The 13,623-nt window shown below is 49.8% G+C and carries 6 protein-coding genes; 5 read left to right on the top strand and 1 reads right to left on the bottom strand.

All coding sequences use genetic code 11. The annotated features are described in order from the left end of the window. Positions 1–5,388, top strand: a 5,388-nt coding sequence (locus C8R34_RS01400; RefSeq protein WP_146207581.1) for a calcium-binding protein, incomplete at its 5' end; no start/stop codon positions are given. Between the two features lie 57 nt (positions 5,389–5,445). On the opposite strand, the gene C8R34_RS01395 is transcribed toward C8R34_RS01400, so the two are convergent. Further along, positions 5,446–7,830 carry a penicillin acylase family protein gene (locus C8R34_RS01395; RefSeq protein ID WP_110337094.1) on the bottom strand — a complete coding sequence of 795 codons (2,385 nt, stop codon included), beginning with the start codon at positions 7,828–7,830 and terminating at the stop codon, positions 5,446–5,448. Positions 7,831–8,157: 327 nt separating this feature from the next. Here C8R34_RS01395 and flhB point away from each other — a divergent pair, with 327 nt between their 5' ends. The 4 genes from flhB (at position 8,158) to C8R34_RS01375 (ending at position 13,620) form a co-directional block, all read left to right on the top strand. Further along, positions 8,158–9,300: a flagellar biosynthesis protein FlhB gene (gene flhB, locus C8R34_RS01390; protein ID WP_110337092.1), complete on the top strand. Its 1,143-nt coding sequence runs from the start codon at positions 8,158–8,160 to the stop codon at positions 9,298–9,300. Between the two features lie 66 nt (positions 9,301–9,366). Beyond that, positions 9,367–11,457: a flagellar biosynthesis protein FlhA gene (gene flhA / locus C8R34_RS01385; protein ID WP_110337090.1), complete on the top strand. Its 2,091-nt coding sequence runs from the start codon at positions 9,367–9,369 to the stop codon at positions 11,455–11,457. Next, the gene (gene flhF, locus C8R34_RS01380) at positions 11,454–12,731 is read left to right on the top strand and encodes a flagellar biosynthesis protein FlhF (protein WP_110337088.1); all 1,278 of its coding nucleotides are present in this window, start codon (positions 11,454–11,456) and stop codon (positions 12,729–12,731) included. The genes flhA and flhF overlap by 4 nt, the downstream gene beginning before the upstream one ends. Next, positions 12,724–13,620 (top strand): AAA family ATPase, encoded by an 897-nt coding sequence (locus tag C8R34_RS01375; protein ID WP_110337086.1) that lies wholly within the window; start codon positions 12,724–12,726, stop codon positions 13,618–13,620. The genes flhF and C8R34_RS01375 overlap by 8 nt, the downstream gene beginning before the upstream one ends. Positions 13,621–13,623: the final 3 nt, after the last annotated feature.

Genomic DNA, 13,623 nt, shown 5'->3' with positions numbered 1-13,623 from the left:
CGGCTCTCGGCGGCACAGAACCAGGGTTTTAGCGGTGCCGTCACGGCACCGGGCATGGGCATGAATGGTGAGACCATCACCATTGCCGGCGATGGCATCGTCACCACGCTGGTCAACGTTGAGAACTACAGCATTGGCGACGATTCAAGCAATGCGCGCACGGTCACGATTGCCGATGCAACCACGAATGTCACGGCGGATTCTGCCACCGATGCGGTAACGTTTGCACTTGGCGCGCTTAACTTTACCGGCACGATCAATGGCGACAACACTGTTGCCGATACGCTGAACTTGAGTACAGGCGCGGACATCAGCGGTGGCACGATCAACAACGTAGCTGCACTGAACCTGACATCGGGCGCAGCGGTACGGCTGTCGGCGGCACAGAACCAAGGTTTCAGCGGTGCCGTCATGGCACCGGGCACGGGCGTGAATGGCGAAAAAATTACCATTGTAGGTAACGGCGCTGTAACCGCTTTGTCAAACATCGAAAACTATGAGCTGAGCGATGACACTACCAATGCGCGTACAGTGATTACTGGTTCCACAGCGCTGAACCTGATTGCCGATAACGCGAGCGATACCGTCACAGTGAATGCAGCCGCATTAGCACAAAATGCGGCATTGACCGTAGCGGCAGCGAGTGCATCCGCATTGGTGATTAATAATCTGGTGGGAGATGTCATTGCGTCCAATCTCAGTGGATCGCTGACAGTGACGACAGCCAATGCGGCCGATAACGGAATCGCTATTACCACGGGATCAGCGGCAACTTCGGTGAATGTTGCCGCCGGTGCGGCATCGGATACTGTGACGATCGATGCTGCAGCGCTGACCAATAATACGGCCTTGACCGTCACTGCTGGGGGTGGTGCGGCTGGGATAGTTAATATTACCGGTCTGACCGGGGATCTGGCTGCTTCAAATCCGACCAGCGGTACGTTTGGTGTCGCAGTGGCGGATAACACGGTGGATGATGGGATCGCTATCATCGCAGGTGCGGCCAGTCTTGCAATTACCGGTGTTGCGGACGACGATACCGTGACGGTAACCGGATTTACGGGATCGACATTGACCGGAGCAATTGCCGGTTCAACAGGCAAGTTCAATATCACCGCGGGAACGGCAACCAGTAACATCACGACTGGCGCAGGTGATGACAGTTTTACGTTTGTGGCAGGCACAGGTCTCACCAGCGCGGATACGGTGGACAGCGGCGCAGGAACGGATGCTGTCGTGTTGACCAGTAATACAGCCATCGCGGCAACTAATTTTAACAATGTCAGGAATATCGAAACCATCACGCTTGCCAATACGACGACCAATGTTGCGATAACTACGCTGGATACGTTGGTCGCGGCAGGCGCTATTTTGTCACTACAGGCAACTTCACTGACAACGGGTGTGCTGACATTTAATGGTGCTGCGGAAACCGATGGTGCGTTCAATATTACGGGCGGCGGGGCGAATGACACGCTTACCGGTGGTTCGGGCAATGATAGTTTAACTGGCGGTAACGGTAACGACAGCATCACTGCTGGATTGGGCAATGACACGCTGACGGGCGGTGCAGGCAATGATACGTTCACGCTTGCCACGGTCATAGGCTTAACCAGTGCGGACATGCTGGACGGCGGTGCAGGAACGGATACGGTCGTGTTGACGGGCAATACTGCTTTTACCGCTACGGATGAATTTGATAATGTTCAGAATATTGAAGCGATTACCTTAGGCAATACCGATACCGCTGTTACCATTGCTACCCAAGATGCTTTGGTTGCTGCGGGAACCACCTTGGCGTTATCGAATGCCGCCAACTCGGGTGTGCTGATTTTCGATGGCAGCGCGGAAACGAATGGTAACTTCACGATCACCGGCGGTACGGGCAATGACAGCATGATCAGTGGTGCGGGAAATAACACACTCGTTGGGAATGCGGGCGATGATACGTTCACATTTGTCGCCGGAACCGGATTGACTACGGACACAGTCAACGGCGGTATCGGAACCGATACGGTAGTGCTGACCGGCACTACAGCGGTTACTGCCACCCAATTCAATAATGTCAGCAATATTGAAGCGATTACGTTGCCGGATATGGTTAATACAGCGGTTACCATTACCGCGGTGAATGCCCTAGTTGCAGCCGGCGCCACGTTGACGCTATCGAATGCCGCCAATTCGGGTGTACTGACATTTAACGGCGCCGCCGAAGCCGACGGTACATTCAATATTACCGGCGGCTCAGGCAATGACAATATCACCGGCGGCTTAGGTAATGACACGCTTGCCGGTGGTGACGGTAACGACAGCATAACCGCCGGATTGGGCAATGACACGCTGTCCGGCGATGCCGGTAATGATACGCTTAGATTTGCTGCGGTTACAGGTTTAACCACTGCAGATATGGTGGATGGAGGTGCGGGGACGGACACGGTTGCCTTGACGGGGAATACTGTTTTTACCGTCGCAACAGATTTTGATAATGTGCGGAATATTGAAGCCATTACCTTGGGTAATACCAACACAGCCGTTACCATCACGACGCAAGATACCCTGGTGGCAGCAGGTGCTACATTGGCATTGTCGACAACGACTACCGGTGGATTGGCATTTAATGGTGCCGCGGAAACGGATGGTGCCTTCAGCATCACCAGTAGCGGCGCTTCCAATGACACAATTACCGGTGGTGCGGGCGCTGATAGCATGGTTTGCGGCACAGGTACAGACATTGTCGCCGGTGGCGCCAATAATGATACCTTCAGTTTTGCGGCAGGTTCCGGTTTAACCACTGCAGATATCGTCAATGGCGGAACAGGGATGGACACGGTGGCTTTGACGGGCAATACGGCGGTTGCTGCCACTAATTTTGATAATGTCAGCAACATCGAGACCATTACGGTTGCCAATACTACCGGCGCTGTCGCCATTACCACCAAGGATACCTTGGTCGCGGCGGGCGCTGTTTTGACACTGCAAGCAACTTCAATGACAAGTGGCGTACTGACATTTAATGGTGCTGCGGAAACCGATGGTACATTCAATATCACGGGCGGCGGGGCGAATGACGCCATTACCGGTAGCTCGGGCAATGACATACTGGCCGGAGGCAACGGTAACGACAGTATCACGGCCGGATTGGGCAGCGATACACTGACGGGCGGTGCAGGCAATGACACGTTCACATTTGCCGCGGCCACGGGCTTAACCAGTGCGGATGTCGTGGATGGCGGTGCGGGGACGGATACGGTTGCGCTAACGGGTAATATCGCTTTTACCGCCACAAACGATTTTGATGATGTTCAGAATATTGAGGCCATTACACTGGGCAATACCAATACGGCTGTTACCATCACGACGCAAGACACCCTGGTGGCGGTCGGCGCTATCTTGACATTATCAAATGCTGCCAATTCAGGTGTGCTGACATTTAACGGCAGCGCGGAAACGGATGGCAATTTCACGATCACTGGCGGTGCGGGCAATGACAGCATGATCAGCGGTGCGGGAAATAACATATTCGTTGGGAATGCGGGTGATGATACGTTCACGTTTATTGCCGGGACAGGATTGACTACGGACACAATCAACGGCGGCACCGGGACCGATACCGTCACGCTGACGGGTACTACAGCGATTAGCGCCACTCAGTTTAATAATGTCAGTAATATTGAAGCGATTATATTACCGGAGTTGACCAATACGGCGGTTACCATCACCACGGTGAATGCATTGGTTGCAGCCGCTGCCACGTTGACATTATCGAATGCGGCGAATTCGGGTGTTCTAACGTTTAACGGCGCCGCCGAAGCCGACGGCACATTCAATATTACCGGCGGCTCCGGTAATGACAGCATCATCGGCGGCTCGGGCAATGACACACTCGCCGGCGGTGATGGTAACGACAGTGTGACAGCAGGGTTGGGTAATGACACGCTGTCTGGTGGTGCAGATAATGATACGTTCACGTTGACGGCGGGTGCTGGTCTGACCAGCGCGGATAACGTAGATGGCGGCGCTGGGGCCGACATCGTTGCTTTGACCGGCAATACAGCTGTCGCGGCAACCAATTTCAACAATGCCAGGAATATCGAAACCATCACGCTTGCCAATACGACGACCAATGTTGCGATAACTACGCTGGATACGCTGGTAGCGGCGGGAGCCATTCTGACACTGCAGGCCACTTCGCTGACAACGGGCGTGTTGACATTTAATGGTGCCGCGGAAACCGATGGTACATTCAATATTACGGGGGGCGGGGCAAATGACAGTATTACCGGTAGTTCGGGAAATGACACGCTTGCCGGAGGCAATGGCAATGACAGTATCATTGCTGGATCGGGCAATGACACCCTGTCCGGTGGTGCGGGTAATGATACGCTTAGATTTTCTGTAGTCACGGGTTTAGCCAGTGCGGACGTCGTGGATGGCGGTGCAGGAACGGACACGGTCGCGCTAACTGGCAATACAGCGTTCACTGCGGCAAACGACTTTGATAATGTTCAGAATATTGAGACCATTACCATCGGTAATACCAATACAGCCGTTACCATCACGACGCAAAACACCTTGGTGGCAGCCGGCGCTATCTTGACGTTGTCGAATGCCGCCAATTCAGGTGTGCTGACATTTAATGGTGTTGCTGAAACGGATGGTGCTTTTACGATTACCGGCGGCACAGGCAATGACAATATTACCGGCGGTTCCGGGAATGATACGGTTTCTGGAGGGACAGGCAACGATACGCTTGTCGGCGGTGCTGGCAACGATAGTATGACCAGTGGTGCAGGCAATGACAACATCACGGGTGGTGCAGGTGCCGATACTATTCCTCTGGGCAGCAGTGCCAATGATAATACCCGCCAAACAGTCATTTATAGCGCAGCCTCGGATGGCGCCGCAGCGGGTGCTAATAGTGGCGCAGACTCGATTACCCAGTTTGACGCCAATGCCAATACTGCCACGGATGACCTGATTCAAGTTTCGGGAGCGCTTAAAACACTGCTGGATGATGATGGCGATGGTATGCTGGATTATTCGACGAGTAATAGTGCAGACTTGGGAAATCAGGCCATTGTCGGTGGTGCGAATCAGGAAGCCACCGTGCTGCTGGATGCAGAAATCGAGCTTGCATTGGCCGACTTTACGGCGGTAGGACTGGCCAATGTTATAACCGAGTTGGGGGAAGAAATCGATTTCACCGGCATTGCAACCGGCGAAGAACACCTGTTCGCCATCAATTTTTCAGCCACGCAGACTGCAATGGTGTTGTATACCGCCGGATCCGGTGGTGACGATACCCTTGTTGCAACGGATATTCAGGTGCTGGGTATCGTGACGCATAATGATGGTACCGGTTTGGTCGCGGGTAATGTGACATTCTGATCTTTGCGCTGTAGTCATTTCAACCTACAATCTAATGTGGACAGAATCAGAAAACTATCACTTTGCTGGAATCAGCTTCATCTGCCTTTCAGGTTCTCCAGGAAGAAACGGTGTCGGTTTTCCGCTGACCCAGTTGGCATGGCCGCTGCCGTAATAAGGTGACAGCGGGTGTCCGCTTTGTCCGCCGGGCATATCCAGATAACCATTTTCTTCTTGGCCGGGAGCAACGATTGAGCGTTGCGAGGCGCCAAAATCAGGGGATTGAACGCGTGGCATATTATGGTCGCCGGGCAGCGGATCATTCGGCATATCGAGCCATTGCGCAAACCATGCGGGCAGTTTTTGGCTGAGCGGATGGCGGATGCGTGCAGTGTTATACTCTCCCCAACTGCGTTCAGCAATGCCGCCGTTTTGCTGCAGTTGCACGGCAACAACCTGAGCGCACAGATGTAGCAATTCTTCCCAGTTTCTGTACGGTACCGGCAGCAGATGCTGAGGTTGGCGCTCAAGCAATTGCCATACGATCAATTCACCTTGACTGAGTCTGGGTAACTTAAAAGTTGCATCCTGTTGCCTGACTTGAGCGGCAAAGCCGTTTAACACGGTTTTCATGACTTCATAACGATAGGTGCGGACTGCGCGATAAGAAACAGAATCCGCCGCGGCATATCCGTTCCAGTCGTTTAACGCAGTTTTCATCACGGCAACCCACGGCAAGCTATCGTCGTCAGCCGCTTCCAGGGTGGTTTTTAGCAATTGATACCAATGCGCTAATAACAATGCGCGATCGTCCAATTGGATCGCCTGCATATCTGTAGCGGTAAATTGATTACGCGCCAATAAACTGTCGCGAATTTGTGTGGCTCTTGCGCCCAGATCGTAGCCGCCATTGCCGAGCAGCACCAACTGGTTGCCCGAGACCGCACGGGAATTGGCAGACCATAACCGCTGTGATGCGGGGTTGTTGACTAACGGATAGTGTTCGGCGTCTAACCAGCCATTCCAACCGGTATCCGAGATACTCCAATCGGCAGGTAATTGCGGATCATAATTGCCGGATCGACTGGGAATCCGCCCTGCGAACGTCCAACTGATATCGCCGTTGCGGTCGCCGACAATAAAATTCTGTACCGGCATGCCGGCCAATTGTGCAATTTTTGCGGCTTGTTCGGCTGTCTGTGCGTGTTCCAGTTCGATCAGCTTAAGATTGATGGCTTCGGGGTGTAGTGCTGTCCAGGCTAGCGCCAAAGGGGTTTTGTCATGATCCTGCGCCATGATGGGGCCCCACTCGGTTTCAGTAATGGTGAGCACTTCATCCGGAGCAGCGCGGACATGGATCGTTTCTTGAATGATATTGAGCGGTTTCCAGCCGGTTGCGCCGAGATAACGTGTGTGATCTTTTTCATCGATGGTTACCCGAATCCAGTCGGCGAAATCGCCGTGACTGTTGGTGAAACTCCAGGCGATATGACGGTTCGATCCGATCACGATCGAAGGAACGCCAGGCAAGCTGAGACCTGTGATGTCATGATGATCCGAGGATGTCATGGATGGATATGTGAGACGCGACCGAAACCAGATATTGGGTACCCGTAATGTCAGATGCATATCGTTCGCTACCAGAGCAGCGCCATCGGCTAATGCACCAGAAACCGCAAAACTGTTACTTCCCGGTGCATATTCAGTATTCGGGTGATCGTCTTTGAATAAATGCCCATCCAGTGCTTGCAGATTAATGTCAGAGATTGATGGCAGTTTCGGCAATGCAAACGGTTCATCAATCAGTGGTGCATCCCAATTGCCTGCGGGGATAGTCAGAAATTGATAAACCGAGTCGGGTAATGCAGCGCGCATGCTGGATAGTTTCAGTTCACGATAAATATTCGATTCATTCAAGGTGAAAAACATCGCGAATATCACCAGAATGCTGTCTTCATTGCGCCACGCAGCTGGTTGGGTCCGCGTCAGCAGGTACGGAAAAGGATTCGCGGTCAGCGCTTGCATACCTTGGTTAACGCCAACCCGGTACGCATTCAGTAATTGCAGTTGCTCAGTAGGAAGTTGTTGTAATACCGCTGCGGCGCGTGATCGCATACGAAACTGGCGTACTCTGCGGTCATGCGTAATCAAACCAGTGCCGAATAATTCTGCCAGTTCACCAGCAGCCTGCCGACGCATTAAATCCATCTCAAAGAAGCGTTCTTGTGCATGAACGTAGCCCATCGCCATGGCCAGATCCGCACGGTTTTGACCTTTAAAAGTAACACTGCCAAGCGTATCTCTGTCAATCGATACCGGCGCGGATAACTCCGCTACCACGATTTCACCATCATATTGTGGCAGGCTGCCACGTAGTAGAAATCCTGCAGTAATGATCAATAAGCAGGCAATTAACACGCCTATTATCAGGAGGCGGCGAATAAAACGTAACGTAATATACATATCCTTATTAAATCAATAAGTAATGAATCAGTCGGAAAGATGCTAAGAAATTTCTGAGTAACTGTCATTTTGAACATCGTGAAAAATCTGCAATGTTAGATTGCTCGCGCTGTTCGGCATGATGAATGTGGATTATTCACAGCCTTTCTAAAGTTTTCAAGATGCAACCATTTAATATATTAATTTATCAGTAATTCATTGATAAAAAACAAAATATAAGGTCACTTTCAGCATTGCATGGATAAAGGGGATGATTCCTTCGTTGTTCGCATTATTGAATCGTGACAGTCAGCATGATAATTCATTTGTAAGAATTTGGAGTTTGTCATGTCTGAAGATAGTGATTTAGAACGTACGGAACCGGCTACGCCCAAGCGCATAGAGAAATCGCGGGAAGAAGGGCAGGTTGCGCGTTCTCAAGAATTGACCACATTCGCTTTATTAATGGTCGCTGCGGCCGGCATCTTGTTTCTGGGCGCCGATCTGATGGATAAGTTACTGAACATCATGAAAGTGGGCATGCAATTGGAACGAGAAATGGCATTCCAACCGGATTTAATGCTCACGCGCTTCTATGAGCTAGCTTTTGAAGGCCTGATCGCAATCGCACCATTACTTCTGTTACTGATCATCGTAGCGTTTTTTGCACCCATGTTATTAAGCGGTTGGATGATTAGCGCCAAGGCGCTGCTGCCCAAATTCGATCGTATCAATCCCATTAAAGGCTTCGGCAGAATATTTTCAATGCGCAGCTTGGTTGAGCTGGTAAAAGCAATTGCCAAAACCATCGTCATTGGCGGTGTTGCAGCGTTGATCATTTGGCACAACAAAGAAGAAGTGATGGCGCTATTGACAGTGCCAGTGGATTCCGGGATCCAGCGTACTGGCGAGTACTTGGTGATGAGTTTTCTGTTAACCGTTGCCGCAATGGCATTAATCGCCGTGATCGATGTGCCATTCCAGCTCTGGGAGCATGCGAAGCAACTGCGCATGACTAAGGAAGAAATCCGCAAAGAGCATAAAGAAGATGAGGGTGATCCTTTTGTGAAAGCGCGGATTCGTGGTTTGCAACGTGAAGCTGCGCGTCGTCGCATGATGGCGGAGATACCGAACGCGGATGTCATTGTGACCAACCCGACGCATTATGCGGTGGCGCTTAAGTATAAAAGTGAAACCATGCGTGCACCTACGGTGGTTGCAAAGGGCGTGCATTTGTTAGCGGCACGTATTCGCGAAGTGGCCGAAGAGAATCGCATACCGATTCTTGAAGCGCCGCCGCTTGCACGTGCTTTGTACTATCACGCCGAACTTGAAAGTGAAATACCTGAAAAACTGTATACCGCAGTGGCTGAGGTATTGGCCTACATATTTCAGTTAAAACGTTATAACGAATATGGCGGTGATGCTCCTAAACCGCCAACGGATGTGCCAGTGCCTGATGGATTGGATCAACCCAAGTACGCTGTTTAGTGGACACCAATAAGATGAATCATTTATCAACCGATTTCTCAATATAGGCGCTTAACTGCAAACGATATGAATAATGCAGCTACCTTATCATCGTTAGTCGATACGAATAATCTCAGGGCGCTTGCCGGTCCGATATTGATTATCATGATTCTGGCTATGATGGTGTTGCCTTTGCCGCCATTTGTGCTGGATCTATTATTTACCTTCAATATTGCGGTATCCATCATCGTACTGATGGTGAGCCTTTACACCAGGAATCCACTGGATTTTGCGGTTTTCCCTACCATACTGCTGATCACAACCTTATTAAGATTGTCACTCAATATTGCTTCGACCCGGGTGGTATTGCTGGAAGGACATACTGGTCCTGATGCAGCAGGTAAAGTGATTGAAGCGTTTGGGCACTTTCTGGTCGGTGGTAATTATGCCGTTGGAATAATCGTATTTATTATTCTGGTCATTATCAATTTTGTGGTGATTACCAAGGGTGCAGGGCGTATTGCAGAGGTGAGCGCACGTTTTACGTTGGATGCCATGCCTGGTAAACAAATGGCTATTGACGCCGACTTGAATGCCGGATTGATCGGTGAAGATGAAGCGCGTAAACGCCGGGCCAACATCTCACAAGAAGCGGATTTTTATGGATCGATGGATGGTGCCAGCAAGTTTGTGCGCGGCGATGCCATTGCCGGCATATTGATCATGCTGATTACCATTATTGGCGGATTGATTGTCGGCGTACTGCAGCATGATATGGAAATGGGTGCAGCAGCCAAGAATTATACGATGCTGACAATTGGCGATGGTCTAGTGGGACAGATTCCTGCGCTGATTATTTCAACAGCCGCCGGTTTGGTGGTGAGCCGTGTCACTACGGACGAAGATCTGGGTGAACAAGTTTTAAGTCAATTATTTAATCAGCCGCAAGTATTAGTGATTACTGCAGGCATTCTTGGTGTCATGGGAATGATTCCAGGCATGCCCAATTTTGTATTTCTGCTGATCGCTTCTATTCTGGGTGCGATCGCATACTTCAAGGGAAGAAGTGCAGCAAGTACTCAATTAACAACGGCGACTGCTGTTCCGGAAGCTCCGTTGGTCGAGAGAACGGATGCAAGCTGGGATGATGTAACTCCGATTGATACGTTGGGGCTGGAAGTCGGTTATCGATTGATTCCGCTGGTCGATAGAGCCCAACAGGGCGAGCTGTTAAAACGGATTAATGGCATACGTAGAAAATTTGCGCAAGAAATTGGTTTTCTACCGCCGGTTGTGCATATTCGCGATAACCTTGAGCTGCGGCCTAATGGTTATCGTATCACCCTAAAAGGTTCGGTCATCGGTCAGGGCGAATCCTATTCGGGGATGTATCTGGCCATCAATCCTGGACGAGTCACTATGCAATTGCCCGGCACTGTGACCAGTGATCCGGCATTTGGGTTGCCTGCCGTATGGATTGAAGCCTCTTTGCGAGAACAAGCGCAAGCCAATGGTTATACCGTGGTTGATGCCAGTACCGTGGTAACGACGCATATTAATCATTTGATCCATTTACATGCTGCTGAATTGTTAGGCAGACAGGAATTGCAAAAACTATTGGATCATTTGAGCACGCAATTTCCAAAACTGATCGAAGATCTGGTTCCAAAGCTATTACCTTTGTCTGCGGTACAGAAAGTCTTACATAACTTGTTGGAAGAAAGTGTGCATATCCGGGATATGCGTACCGTGATCGATGTGCTGACAGAGAACGCGGTACATACGCAGGATGCTAACGAATTGACTGCGGCTGTCAGAAACGCTTTAGGTCGTGCGATCGTCGAGCAGCATTTCCCTGCAGGTGCCGAGTTGCAGGTAATGAGTTTGCATCATGAATTGGAAAATATACTCGCGCAAGTGATGCAAACAGGGGGGGCACAGGGAGGTGCGGGACTAGAACCCGGACTTGCCGATACTTTGCTTAAAGAAGCTCGCAGTGCAGCGCAACAGCAGGAGAAGCTGGGGTTACCTATCGTGCTATTGGTACCCAGTGCGATCCGTTTCTTATTAGCCAAATTTTTACGGCGTGCATTGCCACAATTAAGTGTGCTTTCCCATTCAGAAATTCCAAGTTCCAGAAAAATCAAAATCACTGCTGTTATTGGAGGTAGCAAATGAAAGTAAAACGATATATTGCTCCCACGTCGAAAGAAGCATTACGTCAGGTTAAAGAAGAGCTTGGTGTTGATGCGGTGATACTTTCAAACAGAAAGACAAAGGATGGCGTAGAGATCATGGCACTTGCGGACTCCGAGATGTCCAGCCTCGTGGAAACGCCATCAACGGTACCTAATATTCCGCAGTATGAACACCATAAAGCGCTGGATACGACAGAATCGTATCCAAAATTATTGTCTTTGATTCATGAGCCGGCAGAAGCCCAAAAGGTATCTTCCGATGCCATGTCTGCGTCATTAGCGCATGACATCATTGCAGAAATACATGCCATGAAAAGTACGCTGGAAGACCAATTGGCCACCGTTGCATGGGGAAATTTTACGCAGCGCAGGCCGGAAAAAATGAAGTTATTGCGTGCCATGCTGGATGCCGGTTTTAGCCCTTCGTTATCACGCCGTCTGGTAGATAAATTAACCGTGGATTTTGATTATGAACAGAGTTTGAAACAAGCAATGTCGGCTTTGGCGTTTAATTTGCATACGGTTGCCAGTGATGAAATAGTGGAAAAAGGCGGGGTGTATGCATTGATCGGTCCTACGGGGGTTGGGAAAACGACTACCACCGCAAAGTTGGCAGCTCGATGTGTCATCAGGCATGGTGCGGACAAAGTGGCGTTACTGACTACCGATAGCTATCGTATCGGAGGTCATGAGCAATTAAGAATTTATGGACAATTATTAGGTGTTCCGGTGCGCACCATCAAAGATACGGATGATTTGCAACTTACGTTATCGGAGTTGAAGAACAAGCACATGGTACTGATTGATACCGTTGGCATGAGTCAGCGTGATCACATGGTGACACAGCAGATTGCAATGTTGAGTAATTGTGGCGCAGATGTAAAGCGCATGCTCGTCTTGAGCGCCGCGTCGAATGGCAAAACTTTGGATGAAGTGATTTCCGCCTACCAAAAGAACGGTATTTACGGTTGCATTATCACTAAAGTGGATGAAACGGCGAGTCTTGGAGTGGCTTTGGATGCAGTTATTCGTAGAAAGCTGATGCTGCATTATGTGGCAAACGGGCAAAAGGTTCCGGAGGATATTCATGCGGCCAATCCTCGCTATTTGTTACATCGTATTTTTAAATCATCTCCAGGGGATTCTGCGTTCACGCTGCAAGATGCTGAATTTGCTTTGATTATGGCAAGTAAGAATAACGCAGAATCATCGCGTACTGGCGAAAAATCATTAGCAGGATTCAGTCATGACTAAGATGATTACACAGGATCAGGCTGCTGGCTTACGTAATTTGGTGCCATTTCAGACGCATGATTCAGCACGTGTTTTTACCATTGCTGGCGGGAAAAGCCGGGTAGGAAAAACCAGTGTTGTGGTGAATCTTGCCGCAGCATTGGCTAGGAATGGCCAGCGCGTGCTACTGATTGACGAGAATTCGTGTCATAACAATATTTGCACTAACCTGGGGCTGCAAGCACGCTTTGATCTACTTCACGTCATCAACAGGGATAAGAAGTTACATCAAGTTCTGCTGCAAGGCCCTGAAAATATAACCATATTATCCGCTATGCGCGGTATTCATGCGCTTAATAAGCTGAATTCATTAGAGCAAGATTGGATTATCGAGAGTTTTTCAAAACTGACTGAATCTGTTGATGTTGTGCTGATTGATACCGCGATGACCGGTACTACGCATGTTCTGCCTTTAAGTTTGGCTTCAGAACAGGTGATGATCGTGATTTCAGGATCGGCTGCTTCACTGACTGGCGCTTATGCACTGATTAAGATCATGAGTCAGGAATATGCGAGACAGCATTTTCTCATTCTGGTGAATAAGGTGGAATCGGAGGCGGAGTCACTGGCCATTTACCAGAATTTACATAAAGTGGCGCGCCAATATCTTTCTGTGACACTTGAGTTTATTGGTTATATACAAAGCGATGAAAAATTACGTAGCGCCACGCAGCTGTGTAAATCTGTTATTGAAGCATTTCCTACTTCGCAAGCCGCACTGTGTTTTAAGCAGTTATCTCATGACATTTTTTGCTCTTCATGTCCGGATAAGTATAACGGGGGTACTGATAATTTTATGCAACGGTTGATTCGAACAAGCCATCTTAGTATGGCAAATTTTACGGTGTAATTG

Origin of the sequence: Nitrosomonas sp. Nm84 (assembly GCF_003201565.1) — a bacterium.
Lineage (GTDB): Bacteria > Pseudomonadota > Gammaproteobacteria > Burkholderiales > Nitrosomonadaceae > Nitrosomonas.
This window is presented reverse-complemented; position numbering and strand designations above follow the sequence as displayed.